Annotated in this window: 13 protein-coding genes; 5 read left to right on the forward strand and 8 right to left on the reverse strand. The window is 75.3% G+C overall.

All coding sequences use genetic code 11. The annotated features are described in order from the left end of the window. Nucleotides 1-83 precede the first annotated feature (83 nt). Together ACFPIJ_RS30530 and ACFPIJ_RS30535 are read left to right on the forward strand one after the other, a co-directional pair. On the forward strand, nt 84-1415 hold the full coding sequence (locus tag ACFPIJ_RS30530) for a TrkH family potassium uptake protein (protein WP_380119969.1): 1332 nt from the start codon (nt 84-86) through the stop codon (nt 1413-1415). Between the two features lie 20 nt (nt 1416-1435). Beyond that, the gene (locus ACFPIJ_RS30535; protein ID WP_380119971.1) at nt 1436-2092 is read left to right on the forward strand and encodes a potassium channel family protein; all 657 of its coding nucleotides are present in this window, start codon (nt 1436-1438) and stop codon (nt 2090-2092) included. 9 nt (nt 2093-2101) lie between these two features. On the opposite strand, the gene ACFPIJ_RS30540 is transcribed toward ACFPIJ_RS30535, so the two are convergent. After that, nucleotides 2102-2500: a RidA family protein gene (locus ACFPIJ_RS30540; RefSeq protein WP_380119973.1), complete on the reverse strand. Its 399-nt coding sequence runs from the start codon at nt 2498-2500 to the stop codon at nt 2102-2104. Nucleotides 2501-2569: 69 nt separating this feature from the next. Between ACFPIJ_RS30540 and ACFPIJ_RS30545 the strand changes: the two genes are divergently transcribed. Then, on the forward strand, nt 2570-3595 hold the full coding sequence (locus ACFPIJ_RS30545; RefSeq protein ID WP_380119975.1) for a hypothetical protein: 1026 nt from the start codon (nt 2570-2572) through the stop codon (nt 3593-3595). A 2-nt stretch (nt 3596-3597) separates the two neighbouring features. Here the strand turns inward: ACFPIJ_RS30545 and ACFPIJ_RS30550 are convergent, their stop codons facing one another. Beyond that, nucleotides 3598-3762, reverse strand: coding sequence for a hypothetical protein (locus ACFPIJ_RS30550; RefSeq protein WP_380119977.1), 165 nt, complete (start codon nt 3760-3762; stop codon nt 3598-3600). Nucleotides 3763-3838: 76 nt separating this feature from the next. Further along, nucleotides 3839-4852: a saccharopine dehydrogenase NADP-binding domain-containing protein gene (locus ACFPIJ_RS30555; RefSeq protein WP_380120920.1), complete on the reverse strand. Its 1014-nt coding sequence runs from the start codon at nt 4850-4852 to the stop codon at nt 3839-3841. Nucleotides 4853-4932: 80 nt separating this feature from the next. On the opposite strand from ACFPIJ_RS30555, the gene ACFPIJ_RS30560 reads away from it, so the two are divergent. Continuing rightward, nucleotides 4933-5877 carry a helix-turn-helix domain-containing protein gene (locus tag ACFPIJ_RS30560; protein WP_380119979.1) on the forward strand — a complete coding sequence of 315 codons (945 nt, stop codon included), beginning with the start codon at nt 4933-4935 and terminating at the stop codon, nt 5875-5877. Here the strand turns inward: ACFPIJ_RS30560 and ACFPIJ_RS30565 are convergent. From ACFPIJ_RS30565 to ACFPIJ_RS30580, 4 genes are all read right to left on the reverse strand, one after another. Then, nucleotides 5867-7390, reverse strand: coding sequence for a bifunctional 3-(3-hydroxy-phenyl)propionate/3-hydroxycinnamic acid hydroxylase (locus tag ACFPIJ_RS30565; RefSeq protein WP_380119981.1), 1524 nt, complete (start codon nt 7388-7390; stop codon nt 5867-5869). The two genes, ACFPIJ_RS30560 and ACFPIJ_RS30565, sit on opposite strands and share 11 nt — an antisense overlap. Nucleotides 7391-7445: 55 nt before the next feature. Further along, on the reverse strand, nt 7446-10445 hold the full coding sequence (locus tag ACFPIJ_RS30570; protein WP_380119983.1) for a BTAD domain-containing putative transcriptional regulator: 3000 nt from the start codon (nt 10443-10445) through the stop codon (nt 7446-7448). 192 nt (nt 10446-10637) lie between these two features. Continuing rightward, on the reverse strand, nt 10638-13355 hold the full coding sequence (locus tag ACFPIJ_RS30575) for an AAA family ATPase (protein ID WP_380119985.1): 2718 nt from the start codon (nt 13353-13355) through the stop codon (nt 10638-10640). Between the two features lie 113 nt (nt 13356-13468). Continuing rightward, entirely contained in the window at nt 13469-13969 is a 501-nt protein-coding gene (locus tag ACFPIJ_RS30580) for a nuclear transport factor 2 family protein (RefSeq protein ID WP_380119987.1), read from the reverse strand. A 77-nt stretch (nt 13970-14046) separates the two neighbouring features. Here ACFPIJ_RS30580 and ACFPIJ_RS30585 point away from each other — a divergent pair, with 77 nt between their 5' ends. Continuing rightward, nucleotides 14047-14940, forward strand: coding sequence for a LysR family transcriptional regulator (locus tag ACFPIJ_RS30585; protein WP_380119989.1), 894 nt, complete (start codon nt 14047-14049; stop codon nt 14938-14940). Nucleotides 14941-15000: 60 nt separating this feature from the next. Here the strand turns inward: ACFPIJ_RS30585 and ACFPIJ_RS30590 are convergent, their stop codons facing one another. Further along, complete coding sequence (locus tag ACFPIJ_RS30590; protein WP_380119991.1) at nt 15001-15411, reverse strand: hypothetical protein; 411 nt, start codon at nt 15409-15411, stop codon at nt 15001-15003. Between the last annotated feature and the right edge of the window lie 11 nt (nt 15412-15422).

The raw sequence follows: 15422 nt of genomic DNA on the forward strand, positions 1-15422 counted from the left end.
GGGGGAACAGGTGCGGCGGCCGTCCGGTCGCCGCACCTGTCGTTGCCCGGTGCACGGCGCGCCGCGGCCATAGGATCTTCCGCATGTTCCGTGCCCTGCGGCACCCCACCCGCCTGCTGCCGGCGGCGTTCCTCGCCGCGCTGCTCGTCGGCACCGGCCTGCTCATGCTCCCGGCCGCCCGGGCCACCGGCGAGCCGGCGCCGCCGCTGGTCGCGTTGTTCACCGCCGCCTCGTCGGTGTTCATCACCGGCATGAGCACCGTCGACCCCGCGACCTACTGGTCGCCGACCGGCCAGGGCATCATCCTCGGCCTCATCCAGGTCGGCGGGTTCGGCATCATGACGTTCGCGACCGTCCTGGGCCTGATGGTGTCCCGCCGGCTGGCGCTGCGCACCCGGCTCGTCGCGCAGGCCGAGACCCGGTCGCTGAACCTCGGCGAGGTGCGGGCGCTGCTGCTGCGGGTCCTCGCCATGATGGTCGGCTTCGAACTGGTCGTCGCCGCCGTGCTGACCACCAGGTTCCGCATCGCCTACGACGACTCGTTCGGCACCGCCCTGTGGCACGGCGTCTTCCACGCGGTCAGTGCGTTCAACAACGCCGGCTTCTCGCTGTACTCCGACAGCTTCATGGGTTTCGTCGGCGACCCGTGGATCTGCGGCACCGTCGCGGTCGCCGTCATCCTCGGCGGCCTCGGCTTCCCCGTGATGCTGGAGTTGTACCGGGAGTGGCGCAAGCCGCGGTACTGGTCGATCCACACCCGGCTCACCGTGTGGGGCTCGGTGATCCTGCTGCTCATCGGCATCGGCGCGATCACCGCCTTCGAATGGTCCAACCCGGCCACGCTCGGCCCGCTCAACTGGCGGGAGAGCCTCGTCGGCGGGATGTTCAGCGGCGTCACCCCCCGCACCGCCGGGTTCAACAGCATCGACTACGGCGCCGCCCGGCCCGAGACGCTCGCCCTCACCAACGTGCTCATGTTCATCGGCGGCGGCAGCGCCGGCACCTCCGGCGGCATCAAGGTCACCACGTTCTTCCTGCTCGCGTTCGTCATCTGGGCCGAGGTCCGGGGCGAGGACGACGTCAACGTCGGCGCCCGCCGGGTGCCGGCGCAGGCCGTGCGCCAGGCGGTCACCGTCGCGCTGCTCGGCGTCGGCACGGTCGCGCTCGGGACGCTGACCCTGCTGCTCGTCACGGACTTCCCGTTCGACCGGGTCCTCTTCGAGGCGACCGCCGCGTTCTCCACCGCCGGCCTGTCGACCGGCATCACCGGCTCCCTGCCGGCGTCCGGCCAGCTGGCGCTCGTCGCGCTGATGTTCATCGGCAGGGTCGGTACGATCACGGTGGCCTCCGCGATCGCGCTGCGACACCGGAAGCTGCGCTACCGCAGGCCCGAGGAGCGACCGATCATCGGGTGACCCGTCCGGCAGGAGCAACGATGAGCAAGAGCGGTGTGGTGGTGATCGGCCTCGGCCGCTTCGGCGGGCAGGTCGCCGAGTCGCTGACCGAGCTCGGCCACGAGGTCCTCGGCATCGACGAGAACGCCGAGATCGTCCAGAAGCTCTCCGACGTGCTCACCCACGTCGTGCAGGCCGACTCGACCGACGAGGAGGCGCTGCGCCAGATCGGCGTCACCGAGTTCAGCCGCGCCGTCGTGGGCATCGGCACCGACATCGAGGCCAGCGTCCTGACCGTGCTGGCGCTCACCGAGCTCGGCGTCGGCGAGATCTGGGCCAAGGCGATCTCCGCCAAGCACGGCCGCATCCTGGAGCGTGTCGGCGCCCGCCACGTCGTCTTCCCCGAGTCCGACATGGGCGTCCGCGTCGCCCACCTGGTCACCGGCCAGCTGCTGGACTTCATCGAGCTCGACGACGGTTACGCGATCGCGAAGGTCTGCCCGCCCGACGAGCTGATCGGCAAGACCCTGACCCAGCTCGGCCTGCGCACGAAGCACGGCGTCACCGTCGTCGCGGTCAAGCGCGCCGGCAAGGAGGCCGAGACGGCCCTGCCGGACACCGTCATCGAGCGCGGCGACACCCTGATCGTGTCGGGCCCGACGAAGAAGGTCGAGCAGTTCGGCGAGCGCCGCGGGTAGGCAGCCCGCTCACGGGGCGACGGCAACGGCCTCGACCTCGACGAGCTGGCCCCGGTAGCCGAGCACCGTGACGCCGAGCAGCGTGCTCGGCGCGTCGTGGTCGCCGAACCGGGCGCGCACCACGTCCCAGGCGGTGACGAGGTCGGCCTGGTCCGTGCTGGCAACGTAGACGGTCGTGCGCACGACGTCGGTCAACGCGGCCCCGGCCGCCTGCAGCGCCACCTCGAGGTTGTCCATGACCTGCCGGGCCTGGCCGGCGATGTCTCCGAGCGCCACCACCCGGTCGTGCTCGTCGATCGGGCACGCGCCGGCGGTGTGGATCAGCCGGGCGCCGGCGGGAACCACCGAGGCGTAGGCATACGGGACGGCGTCGGTCAGGCGGGCGGCACGGATCAGTTCGACGGACATGACGCGGACTGTGCCAGGGCCGGCGCCCGAGGTGCCACCGAATTCGCGGGGCCTCGCTATCCTCGCGGTGTGACGGGCTCGCTGCGGCGTGTGTGGCTTCTCGGCACGATCGCGCTGACCGTGGGCGCGGTCGCGGTGACGGTCGCGCTCGCCCCGGCCGGTGACGCGCCGCCCGGGCGGGCCCTGCAGTGGCTGCTGTTCGTCGGGTCGTCGGTGCACGTGGCGGCGACCGGGTGGTTCTTCAGCGTGCCCGAGGTGCGCCGGCACGCCGCCGCGCACCCGGGCCGCTACGTGTGGGCGCCGATCGGCCTGGTCGTGGGCACGGCCGCGGTCGCCGCGGTGCTGCCCGAGCGGCTGTTCATCTGGCCGCTGCTGGCGTTCTTCGCGTGGCAGTTCTTCCACTTCCAGAAGCAGAACCTGGGCCTGGCCGCACTGGCCGGCGTCGCCCACGGCGCGGGGTCGGTGCGCCCGAGGGAACGCCTCGCCATCGTCGCCGCCGGCGGCGCGGGGATCGCCGGCCTGCTGGTCCGGCCGGACCTGCTGCAGCTGGCGGTCGACCTGCGGACCGGCTGGCTGTTCCCGGTCGCCGGGGCCGCGTTCGTGCTCGCCGCCGGCGCAGGAATGGTGGTGCTGCGGGAGCGACCGCCCGCGGCGCGTCCGGTCCAGTACGTCGCGGTGTACCTGATCTCGCTGCTCTTCTTCGGCCCGGTGTTCCTGTTCGACTCGCCCTACGCCGCCGTCGCCGGGCTCACGATCGCGCACGGGTACCAGTACCTGCTCATCGTCGGGCTGGTGGCCGGGGCGCCGCGCCCGGGGCTCGGGCCGGTGGTGAGCCTCGCCGTGCTGGTCAACGTCGCGCTGCTCGGCGGGCTGGCCCTCAACACCGCCTCGCACCTGCACGGCGGCGGCATCGCGGCGCGGGCGGTGTTCGGCGCGTACACCGGGCTGCTCATGGCGCACTTCGTCGTCGACGCGGGGCTGTGGCGCCTGCGGGACGCGTTCCCGCGCCGGTTCCTGACCGAGCGGTTGCCCTACCTGCTGCCGAGGCCGGACCCGGCCGGAGACCCGATGGCGTCCCCGGCCAGATCGGCGTGACCTCAGCCTCCGCCGCAACCGCCGGCGGCACCGGCCGCCGGCGCGACGAAGACCACGAACGTGACCACCAGCGCGGTGACCGTGGCCATCAGCGCGAGCAGCCCGAACAGGAGGATCTTCCTGCCGCGCCCCCGCACCGGCTCCACGGGCTCCGGACCCGCAGCCATGGCCGGCTGCATCGCAACCACCACCTCTCCGGTCGGACGAACTTGCGTCGAGCGTAAGGGCACCGCGCCACACGGGTCAGGAAACGGACAGGTGCGGGGACAGCGAGCGCAGGAAGTCCGGGGCGTCGAACGCCGCCCCCGCGGCGGCGACGCCAGTGGTCGTGGTGCGGCCGGTGAGGATCCGGTCGACGGCCTCGACCGCGAGCGGTGCGCTGATGGCGTAGATGTCCTGGCCGCCGGCGGTGATGCGGCGTTCGGTGCCGCCGGAACGCACGAGGACGTCGACCACGAAGGTCTGCGCGGAGCGCCCGCGGTCGTCGACGGGCACCGGTCCGGCGCCGCCGGCGGACAGGTCCGCGGCGGCCGTGGTGGTCATGTAGGTGCGCACCTCCGGCACCGCCAGGTGGCTGGGGACGGTCACGATGTCGGCCATGCTGAACTCGCCGATGACGTCCCGCGGGCCGAGCGGCGCCGGGAACGGCCACCGCAGGGTCGGCAGGGCGTCGTCGTGATACTCCAGCCCGCCGCCGGTGTACCGGACCCGGCGCCCGCCGCGCCGCTGACCCGACACCGCACCGGCGACGAGCGTGCCGGCGGTGGGGTGCCAGCTGCTCAGGCCGTAGGCGACGTGCACCTCGTCGGCGCCGGTCCAGTCGCCCATCGCGGTGGTGACCAGCAGGTCGCCGAGGCCGCCGAAGAACGCCATCGCCGGGACCACGACGACGCCCGCGGCGCGCGCCCGGTCGGTGAAGTGGCGGAACGTGTCGCGGTTCGCCTCGATCTCGGCGGCCACGTCCACGTACGGGATGCCGGCGCGCAGTGCGGCCTCGATCAGCGGCGCGGCGGTCGTGGCGAACGGCCCGGCGGTGTTGATGACGGCCGCCGCGCCGGCCAGGGCCCGGTCGAGCGCGTCCGGATCGTCGACCGGCGCGGCGGCCGTCTTCAATGGGCGCGTCGTGCCGGCCCCGAGGGCGAGCAGCTTGTCCCGGTCCCGGCCGAGCAGGAGCGGGGTGTACCCGCGAGCGGCCAGCTCCGCGACGACGAACCGGCCGGTGTGCCCGGAGGCGCCGTACACCGCGACGTTCTTCAAAAGATCCACACCGGAGATCCTGTCCCGGCCGCACAGACCGGGCCAGTGTCCGGAACGACGTGACCCGTACAATTTCCGACATGACCTCTGTCGCGGTTGCCGCCACCGACGGGATGCTGCATTTCGAGCTGGCTCTGGCCTGCGAGGTCTTCGGCCCCGCCCCCGACGCCGTCCGCGGACCCTGGTACGACGTCGCGGTGTGCGGCACGCGCGCCGTGCGGGTCGGCCGGTTCCTGCTGGAGCCGGACCGCGGGCTCGACGGCCTGGCGCACGCCCGCACCGTGATCGTCCCCGCGCTCGCGGACGTCGACGTGGACCCGCCGGCGGACCTGGTCGAGGCGGTCCGCGCGGCGCACGAGGCGGGCGCGCGGGTCGTCTCCCTGTGCACCGGCGCGTTCGTCCTCGCCGCCGCCGGGCTGCTGGACGGGCTGCGGGCGACCACGCACTGGGCCCACACGGACCAGCTCGCCGCGCGGTACCCACGGGTGAGCGTCGACCCGGACGTGCTCTACATCGACAACGGCAGCGTGCTCACGTCCGCGGGCAAGGCCGCGGCGATGGACCTGTGCCTGCATCTGGTCCGTCTCGACCACGGACCGGCGGTCGCCAACGTCGTCGCCCGCCGGCTGGTCGTGCCGCCGCACCGCGCCGGCGGGCAGGCCCAGTTCGTCACCACGCCGGTGCCGGACCACGACGGCCATCCCCTGTCGGCGCTGCTGCCCTGGGTGATGCGCCGGCTGGACCAGCCGCTCACCGTCGAGGACCTGGCCCTGCAGGCCAACATGAGCTCCCGCCATCTGGCCCGGCACTTCCACGCGATCACCGGCACCACCCCGCTGCAGTGGCTGCTGGCCCAGCGGATCCGCCGCGCCCAGGAGCTGCTGGAGAACACGGACGACGGCATCGACACCATCGCCGCGGCGGCCGGCATGGGCACGGCGACGACGCTGCGCCGCCACTTCCAGCGGACCGTCGGCGTCCCGCCGGACACCTACCGCCGCACCTTCCGCGCCGTCACCTCGTGAGCGGTGCGTCCAGGGCCGCAGCGTAGACGAAGCGGTCCGGACGCAGCACCGCCACCTCGGCCCGGTGCCTGGCGAACCAGGCGGTCAGCACGCCGTCGGTGTCGACGACCTCACGCACCCCGGACCCGGCGGTCGCGACGGAGCCCGGCGGCAGGACGCGGATGAAGGCCGCCGGCGGCCCGGTCCAGACGGTCGCGGCGGTCACCGACGGGCCGATCACGGCGAACCCGGCCCCCAGCACGTCGTCGAGCCGCACGGGTGCGGCCTCCCCGGCGGCCGACACCCTGGGCTGGGGGAACATGGTGCCGACGGCGCCGCGGCGGGTGCCGCCGGCGAGCAGGCCCTTGCGCAGGACCGGCGCCGGCTTGAACTCGAAGTGCCGCACGAACCGGCGGACCCGCGGGACGGCCTGCACGGCGCGCAGCGCGGTGTCGCGCAGGAACGCCGCGGCCCGGTTGCGGACCAGGAAGACCCGGCCCAGCCGGACGCTCGTCACCGCCATCTCCTCGGTGTGCGGGCGTCGTTCGGTCTCATACGAGTCGAGCACGTCGTCGCCCGCGGTGCCGTCGACGACCATCGCCAACTTCCACGTCAGGTTCGCCGCGTCGCGCAGCCCGCTGCACAGCCCCTGGCCGAGGAACGGCGGCATCTGGTGCGCGGCGTCGCCGAGAAGGAACACCCGCCCGGCCCGCCAGCGCTCGGCGACCAGATGATGGAAGGTGTACACCACGGCGCGGGTCACCGTGAACCGGGCCGGGTCGACGTACGGCGCGACGAGGCGCTCGAGCGTCTCGGGGCGGGTCATCTCCTCCGGTGTCTCACTCGCGCGGAGCATGAACTCGAGGCGGTGCGTGCCGAACGCGCCGGGCGACACGAACGCGGGACGGCGCCAGTCGCAGACGAACCTGGTCCGCGGTTGCCGCACCCCGCCGGGCTCGACGTCGCCGGAGATCGCCAGCCATGGCTCGGCGTAGGACGTCCCGCTCAGCTCGATCCCCGCCGCCGCCCGGGTGGCGCTGCGGGCGCCGTCGCAGCCCAGCACGTACCGGGCCCGGATCGTGCTGTCGCCCCCGGTGTCTCTCAGTCGGACGGTCACCCCGTCGGAGTCCTGTTCCAGGCCGGTCATCTCCACGCCGGTGCGCAGCTCGACGTGCGGGAACCGGTCGAGCCCGCCGCGCAGCGACGCCTCCAGCCACGGCTGGTCGAAGAAGTGCAGCGGCTCGCTGCCCAGGCCGAAATCGATTTCGTCGAGGGCGATCGTCGCGAACGGCCGGCCGTTGCCGCTCACGTACTCGACGACCGGCGGCGGGTACATGTCGGCGGCGACCTCGTCCCGGAGGCCGGCCTGCTGGTACGCCCGCAGCGCCTCGTCGTCGCAGGAGAACGCCCGCGGCTGCCCGTGCGGCGCGGTGCCGCGCTCCACGACGAGGGTCCGCACGCCGCGCATCCCGAGCAGGTTGGCGGTGAGCGCGCCGACCGGCCCGCAGCCCACCACGACGACATCTGTGTCCATGCCGCACAGTCCAGCAGGGCCCTGTGGATACCGTGTGGAGCCGCTGTGGAGACGGCTACCGCTGGGCGATGCGGGCCAGCAGCAGCCGGGCGCCCTGGCCGGCGGCGATCCCGGCGCCGGCCCGGACGTCCTCGTCGTCGCCGTTGGCGAGGCCGCGCACGCGGCGCAGCTCGGCGGTGAGCACCTGTTCGCCTGCGGCGGCGGCCGCCTCGATGCCGTCGCCGGCGAGGCGGGCGGCGGTCGTCGGGTCGCCGGCCACCAGGTGCGCGTCGGCCATCGCCGCGATCGATATGGTCAGGGTCGCGCGCAGCCCCAGCCGGTGGATGGCCTCACCGGCGGCTCGCAACGCGGCGAGCCGGCCATACTCGCCGCCGCGCACGGCCGCCCACTCGGCGACGAAGTCACCGGTGGTGACGAAGTGCGGCATGCGCTGCCGCGCGCCGATCTCCCGGCACCGCCGGGCGGCGTCCCGGCCCGCGGCGACGTCGTGCTCCTGCAACGCCGTCCACGCCGCGTAGAGGGCGGCGTTGGCGCGGCCGTACGCGTCGTCGCTGCGCTCGGCCAGCGCCGCCGCCGCGTCGATGTCGGCGCGGGCCGCCCCGGCGTCGCCGAGCAGGGACCGGACCAGGGCACGGAAGTTGTACGCGGCGAGCGCCGGCGTCCGGCCCGCCTGCTCGCGCAGCTGTCGCGGGTCGACCGCGGCGAGGCGCTGCACGGCGGTGCTGAGGTGCCCGTCGGCCTCGCCGAGCCGGCCGGTGAAATAGCACACGACGCCGAGCAGGTACGGTCCGGCGGCCGCGATCAGCTCGTCGTCGGAGGTCACCGCGCGGGTGAGCCGCTGGGCGAGGTCTTCGGCGACGGCGTACTCGGCCCGGTTGCAGGCGACCTCGCCGAGCGTCCACAGCGCGGTGCGCACGTCGGTGGCGGGCCCGGTGTACGGCAGCAGCCACCTGGCCCGGGCGGCCGCCCCGGCGACGGCGTCGCTGCCGACGCCGACGGTGATCTGCAGCAGCGAGGCCCGCCGCAGCTGCACGCCGAGTTCGGCGGCGGCCGCTTCCGGCGAGGTCGCGGCGTCCGGCGCGAGGTGGTCCGCGGCCCGGCCGAGGTGGGCGAGGGCGTCCTCGTAGGCCAGGCGCCGGGCCGCATCGTCGGCGGCCCGCACCGTCCACCGCAGGAAGTCCGCCGCGTGGCCGAGCCCGATCGACTGCCCATAGTGGTGCGCGATCTCGCCCGCGGTGAGGCCGCCCCGGTCCGCGGCCGCGCCGGCGAGCCTGGCGTGCAGGGTGGCCCGCCGCGGTGGCGGCAGCTCGGCGTAGGTGACCTCGGCGAGCAGCGGGTGCCGGAAGCGGACCGTGCCCGGACCGGCCTCCGTGACGAGCCGCGCCGCGCCCGGCCCGGCGAGCAGCTGCGCGGCGTCGGTGCCGGTCACCGCCCGCAGCAGGTGCAGGTCGAGCTCCCGGCCGGCGACGCTGAGCACGTCCAGGCACTCACGAGCGGCCGGGTCGGGTCCGTCGAGCCGGAGCCGGACGGCATCGCGGACGCTCGGCGGCAGCGGCCGATCGGGCGCGGCGAGCAGCTCGGTGAGGAAGAAAGGGTTGCCGCCGGTACGGTCGGCGAGCCGCCGGACGAGGTCGTCCGGCGCCGGCCCGCCGGTCCGGTCCGCGACCAGGTCCGCGACGCCGGCGGGGTCGAGCCCGCCGAGGCGCAGCTGCCCGGATCCGCGGCCTCGGGCCAGGTCGTTGAGGGTCGCGACGAGCCCCGGGTCGTGCTCGTACGGCCGCAACGTCGCCAGCACGAGCGCCCGTCCTGTGTGGACGGTCGTGGTCAGGTACCGCGTCAGCAGCAGCGAATCGGGGTCGGCCGCGTGCACATCGTCCAGGACGAGCAGCAGCCCCGCCGGTCCGGCGGCGGCACGGATCAGCTCGGACACGGCGTCATAGGCGCGGAACCGGGCGGCCGGGTCGGGTCCGCCGTCCTCAGGAGACTGTCCCTCGACGAATCCGGCCAGCGCGGCAACGTCATCGGTGTGCGGCAGGGCGAGCAGTCCCCGCACGACCTGGCTCCACAGCCAGAACGGCGGCGCCTGGCCGACGTCGGGGCAGCGGCCCCACACCACCGGGATCCCCACCGCCGCGGCCCGGTCGGCGACGGCGGCGGCGAGGGTCGTCTTGCCGATCCCGGCCTCGCCGACGACGGCCACCATCCGCCCGCCGCCGCTGGGGTGCCGCGCCCCGTCGAGGTGCGCCGCCAGGGCTTCCAGCTCCGCGGACCGCCCGACGAGCCCGCGCAGCGGCGGCGCCGTGCGGGGAACCGTGTGGCCGAGGATCTGGTGGTGCAGGGCGCGCAGCTCGGCGGCCGGCTCCACGCCGAACTCCGCCGCCAGGAACCGGCGGCCCTCGTCGTACACGGCCAGGGCCTCGGTCTGCTGCCCCGCCCGGTACAGCGCCAGCATCAGCTGCCCGCGCGCCGCTTCCCGGGCCGGCTGCTCGGCGACGTAGCGCCGCAGGTCGGGCAGCACGGCGAGGTGCCGGCCGGCGGCGACCGCGGCGGTGCAGCGGCCCTCCTCAGCGGCGAGGCGCGTCTCGGCGAGCCGGGCCGTCTCGGCCCGCACCGCCGCCAGGTCGCCGGCGGCCAGGCCGCCGCGCCACAGCGCAAGGGCCTGCGTGTAGTGCCGTTCGGCGGCGACCGGATCGCCCTCGGCGAGGGCCCGCGCGCCCGCCGCCGACAGCTCCGTGAACCGCACGGCGTCGATCGCGTCGCCGGCCACCCGCAGCTCGTAGCCGCCGTCGTGGCCGACCAGGATCCGGCCCTGCGCCCGCGCACCCCGGCCCGGCTCGAGGGCCCGCCGCAGCGCGGCGACGTAGGTGCGCAGGGTGACCTCGGCGCTCGGCGGCGGCGCCCCGTCCCACAGCGCGTCCACCAGCCAGTCCGTGGTGTTGACCCGGTTGGCCCGCAACAGGAGCAGGGTCAGCAGCGCCCGCTGCTTCGGCCCGCCGACCGGCACCGCCTCGCCGTCGCGCGACACCCGCAGCGGCCCCAATATCGCGAACCACACCGCTGACTGATCCCCCGGAACCCTGGACGTGACCCCGCGAGCATAGCCCCGGGACGCGACCGTTCGATCCGAAGATCAACTTCGGGTCGCCGGTGTACCGGACGACAACGCTGCGCCGCCACTTCCAGCGGACCGCCGGACACCCGCCGCCGCACCTTCCGCGCCTGATCCCGTCAGGCGCACTGCGCTCCGTCAGGTGGTTTGAGCGAGGGCCTCCAGGGCGTCGCGCAGCTGCGAGCGGCCGGTGATGCCGAGTTTCGGGAAGATCCGGTACAGGTGCGAGCTCACCGTGCGGTGCGACACGAAGAGCCGCTGCCCGATCTCGCGGTTGCTGAGCCCGGCCGCCGCCAGCATCGCGGTCTGCAGTTCCTGCGCGGTCAGGCGCTCCCGTTGCGGCACCGCCCGGCTGGTGCTCTCCTCGCCGGCCGCGCGCAGCTCCTCCCGGGCGAGCCGCCCCCACGCGACGGCACCGAGCGTGTCGAAGCCGTCCCGGGCCGCGCGCAGCGGGACCCGCGACTCGAGGATCCGCTTGCGGCGGCGCAGCCACGTGCCGTACGCCAGATCCAGCCGCGCCCGGTGCACCGGCCAGGCCGCCAGGTCCATCGCCCGGGCCCGGTCGAACGCCGCCCCGGCGTCAGCGCCGTCCGCGACGGCCAGGACGGCGGATGCGTAGGCGTGGCAGCGCAGCAACATCGGCGACGGCAGCCGGGCGGCACGTTCCCCGGCCGCCTCGACGATCCCGCGGGCCTCGCCGGGCCGCCCCGTGCGGGCGGCGGCGTCGGCCAGGTCCGGCAGCGCCCACCCGTGCATGTCCGGCTGGTACGCCGGATCCGCCGGGGCGTACATCCGCAGCAGCAGGTCGAGGGCCTCGTCGTGGCGGCCCTCGGCGTTGGCCACGATGCCGCGGGCGTGCTGGGCCGCGCCGGCCGCCGCCCGGACCCCGGCCGTGGCCGGGCTCGCGGTGATGTCGTCGGCGAGGTTCAGCGCGGCGGCGTGGTTGCCGGTCAGGGCGTCGTGCATCGCCCGGCTGGCCCGCGCCGTCACCATCCAGAACGGGTCGCCGGTCTCCTCGGCGAGCGCCTCGGCCTCCTCCAGGTCGGCGCGGACCGCCGGCCACCCGCCGAGCCACAGCCGGACGTAGCCGGCGACGGCGAGCGGGCGGGTCAGCAGCGTCGCCCGGCCCTGCGCGCGGTAGTTGGCGGCCGCGGTGCTCATGAACGACGCGGCCGACGGGAAGTCGCCGAGCGTGAGCGCGGCGCTGCCGAGGTAGCGCATCCCGTCGGCGTCCGCCCGGTCCGGCACCAGGCGGGGCAGCTGGTGCAGCACGCCGGGCCCGAGCGCGTCGGGCTGGGCGTGGGCCTGGATCGCCAGGCCGATCGGCTCGTCGGCGGGCAGGCCGAGGGTGCCGAGCACGGCGGTGATCCGCGCGCCGACCGCATCCGGCAGGCCCGCGAACCAGCAGCACAGCGAGGCCCGCCAGCACAGCAGCGCGGCCAGCCCGGTCTCCCCCGCGGCGTGCGCCTCGGCGGCGTGGTCACACAGCCGGTGGATCCGGGCCGCGTCGGCGACGCCGGCGGGTTCGATCGTGTCCCGGACCAGCGCGAGGCGCGCCCGGTCGGCGGCGCCGGCGAGCAGCTCGACCCGGCCGACCAGTCCGGCGGCCAGGCCCAGGTCCTCCGTCGAGGCCAGCTCGGCCGCCTGCAGCAGCAGCGCCGAGCGGCGCTGCGGGCTCCCGGTCAGCTCGGCGGCCCGGCCGAGGCCGCCGACCGCCGCGCGCACCGCCCCACGGCCCAGCGCCCGGACGGCCGCCGCCTCCAGCTCGGCGCAGGCCTCCTCGTCCGGGCCGAGGGTCGCGGCGCTGCGGTGCCAGGCCCGCCGGTCCGGGTCGTCGGCGAGCGCGTCGGCGAGGACGGCGTGGATCGTCAGCCGGTCGAACTCGGTGACGCAGCGGTACACCGCGGAGCGCATCAGCGGATGCCGGAACCGCAGCCGCCGCCCCTGCACCTGCAGCAGGCCGGCGTCGATCGCCGGCTGGAACGCGGCCGGGGTGACGGCGGTCCCGGTCGTGGCCCGCGCCGCGGCCAGCAGCGTCGGCACCGGGCAGTTCGGGTCGGCCGAGAACGCAGCCACCGCCGCCCGGGTCCCGGCGGGCAGCTGCGCGAACCGGCCGGCGAACGCGGTCTCCAGCCGCTCGCTGAGCGGCACCAGCTCCGACGGCAGCTCGACCTGTGCCTGGATCGAACGGGGCAGCTCGACCAGCGCCAGGGGGTTGCCGGCCGCCTGCGCCAGGACCCAGTCCCGTGCCGGCGGCGACAGGTGCGGGGCGTGGTCGGCCAGCACCCGCGCCGCCGCGCCGTCGTCGAGGTCGCCAAGGGTCAGCTGGCCCAGGCCGGTGCCGGTGAGCACGCCGGCCGGCTGGGTCCGCACGGCCAGGACGGCGGCGATCGGCTCGCCGGCCAGCCGGCGGGCGACGAAGACGAGCACGTTGAGGGTCTCCGGGTCGAGCCAGTGCGCGTCCTCGGCGACGAGCAGCAGCGGCGTGCGGGCGGCCCGGTCGCCGAGCAGCTCCAGGACCGCCAGCCCGACCGTGAACCAGTCGGGCCGCTCGTCGTCCTGCCCGAACGCGCTGCGCAGGGTGCGCTGCAGCCGCGGCGTGAGCGCGCCCAGGTCGCCGAGGAGCGGGCCGAGCAGCTGGTGCAGCCCGGCGAAGGGCAGCGCGGACTCGGCCTCGGCGCCGTTCGCCTGCAGCACCGCCATCCCGGCCCCGGCCGCGGCCTGCTGGGCCGCCGCCAGCAGCATCGTCTTGCCGATCCCGGCGTCGCCGCGGATCACCAGTGCCGCCCCGCGTCCCGCCCGGGCCTCGGCCAGGAGCCGCTCCACGGTGGCCAGCTCCTCGTCCCGCCCGTGCATCCGGCACCTCCTCCCGCCCCCGCGCGACGCTAGACGGGCCGGGACGCCACCGAAGGGTCTGTGCGTGCATCCTCGGGGCTCACCGTGCACTGTCGCCCGGGACGGCGATCGTACTACCCGAAGATCGACTTGGGGTCGCCGGTGTACCAGACGTTCTCGATGCGCATCCGCCGGATGACCCAGCGGGCGCCGTCGCGGACCAGGTCGACGTCGTAGAGGTTCTTGAGCAGCGCGTGTGTGCCGTGGTCGGCGGTGAGCAGGTGTTGCGCCTCGACGACGGCCGTGAGCCGGGCGGCGTCACCGTCGATGCGGACGCGCGGGTTGGTGACCACGTGGGTGGTGTCGACCCGCCCGGCGAACAGCGCCAGGATGGTGCCGGTGATGGCGTCCCGCCCGGTCATGAGCGGCGCCTGCCCACCCCAGCGGGCCGCCGCGGGGCCGAAGTCCAGCTCGGCGTCGCCGGCGAACGCCGAGGCGAACAGGTCGCGGTCACGGAGGTCCTGACCCAGGCCGAAGCGGTACACGGCGTCGATCACCTCGGTGCGGTCGCGCAGCTCGGCGGCGAGGGCCCCGGCGTCGGTGGCGGACAGTGCGCGGTTGTCTGTGACGTACATGTCGTCCACCGTCGCCCACCGGCACCGGCCGAACAACGCCGATCCGTGCAACGATCGTGAAGCATGGCTTGACGATCATGGAGACGCGAGTGGAACGGCACGAGATCGAGACCTTCCTGGCCCTGGCCGAGGAGCTGCACTTCGGCCGCACCGCCGAGCGGCTGGGGCGCACGACCGCCCGGGTCAGCCAGACCATCCGGGTGCTGGAACGGCGGGTCGGTGTCCCGTTGTTCGAGCGGACCAGCCGCCGGGTGGCGCTCACCGGGACCGGCCGGCGGCTGTACGAGGATCTGCGCCCGGCCTACGACCAGGTCACCGCGGCCCTGGTCCGGGCCGTGGCCGACGGGCGCGGCCTGACCGGCGTGCTGCGCGTGGGGTTCGTCGGCGCGGCCACCGGGCAGCTCGTCGTCGACGGCGCCGAACGCTTCCGGCGGCGCCACACCGGCTGCGAGGTCCGCCTGCACGAGGTCCAGTTCGCCGGCGCCGTCGAGCGGCTCCGCGCGGACGAGCTGGACCTGCTGTTCGGCTGCTTCCCGTTCGACGAGCCCGACCTGACCTGCGGCCCGGTGCTGCTGTCCGAGCCACGCATGCTGGCCGTCCCGGCCCGGCACCCGCTTGCCGGCCGGCCCTCGGCCTCGGTCGAGGATCTCGCCGGCAGCCCGTTGCTCGTCGCGCCGTGCTCCATCCCGGAGTACCGGCCGGACCCGGCCCGGCGCACGCCCGGTGGCCGCCCGATCGTGGACGGGCCGTCGGCGCAGACGTTCCAGGAGGTGCTGACGCTGATCGGGGCCGGGCAGGGCGTCTTCGTCGTCGGCGAACACGCCACCCGCTTCCACGCCCGCCCGGACGTCGCGTACGTGCCGTTGCACGACGCCCCGCCGCTGCGGTGGGGACCGGTGTGGCGCACGGTGCGCACGACCGAGCGGGTGCGCGCCTTCGTCGCCGCCACGGCCGAAGGCCCACGACGCTGACGGCGCTTACGCCCCTCGCCGCGACGGCCGAAGGCCCACGACGGTGACCGGGCGCGCCCGTCAGTACAGGACGTCCACCGACGGCAGGTCGCGGTGGGCGGCGTGGACCTCGGCGATGCCGGCCAGGGCGTCGCGGCCCAGCGCCCGGTAGGCGCCGGTGAGCAGGTCGACGGCCTCGCGCCGGTACTGGTCCGCGTCCAGCCAGTGCAGCTCGCTGAGCGGCGCGGCGAGCGCGGCTCTGGCGGCGCCGGGCACCTCGAGGCGGGCGAGGGCGGCGGTGAGCCGCTGCTCCGCGTCGTCGCCGAGGACGAGCGAGGCGGTCGGGCCGCTGTAGGTGCGCTGGTCGTAGAGCGACACCCGGACCACCGGGCCGAGGCCGTTGACGGGCGCCGGCTCGGACAGCGTGCTCAGGGTGACGTGGTCGCCGTCGAACTTGCGGTAGCTGATGAGCCGGGCTGTTTCGCTGGTCACCCAGGCACCTT

Origin of the sequence: Dactylosporangium cerinum (genome assembly GCF_042653625.1) — a bacterium.
In the GTDB taxonomy this organism is placed as follows: Bacteria; Actinomycetota; Actinomycetes; order Mycobacteriales; family Micromonosporaceae; genus Dactylosporangium; species Dactylosporangium cerinum.

What these genes read in the sequence shown, in the direction of transcription:
- ACFPIJ_RS30530 (WP_380119969.1), top strand. Translation starts at nt 84, where the DNA reads ATGTTCCGTGCCCTGCGGCACCCCACCCGCCTGCTGCCGGCGGCGTTC.
- ACFPIJ_RS30535 (WP_380119971.1), top strand. Translation starts at nt 1,436, where the DNA reads ATGAGCAAGAGCGGTGTGGTGGTGATCGGCCTCGGCCGCTTCGGCGGG.
- ACFPIJ_RS30540 (WP_380119973.1), bottom strand. Translation starts at nt 2,500, where the DNA reads ATGTCCGTCGAACTGATCCGTGCCGCCCGCCTGACCGACGCCGTCCCG.
- ACFPIJ_RS30550 (WP_380119977.1), bottom strand. Translation starts at nt 3,762, where the DNA reads ATGGCTGCGGGTCCGGAGCCCGTGGAGCCGGTGCGGGGGCGCGGCAGG.
- ACFPIJ_RS30560 (WP_380119979.1), top strand. Translation starts at nt 4,933, where the DNA reads ATGACCTCTGTCGCGGTTGCCGCCACCGACGGGATGCTGCATTTCGAG.
- ACFPIJ_RS30565 (WP_380119981.1), bottom strand. Translation starts at nt 7,390, where the DNA reads ATGGACACAGATGTCGTCGTGGTGGGCTGCGGGCCGGTCGGCGCGCTC.
- ACFPIJ_RS30575 (WP_380119985.1), bottom strand. Translation starts at nt 13,355, where the DNA reads ATGCACGGGCGGGACGAGGAGCTGGCCACCGTGGAGCGGCTCCTGGCC.
- ACFPIJ_RS30580 (WP_380119987.1), bottom strand. Translation starts at nt 13,969, where the DNA reads ATGTACGTCACAGACAACCGCGCACTGTCCGCCACCGACGCCGGGGCC.
- ACFPIJ_RS30585 (WP_380119989.1), top strand. Translation starts at nt 14,047, where the DNA reads ATGGAGACGCGAGTGGAACGGCACGAGATCGAGACCTTCCTGGCCCTG.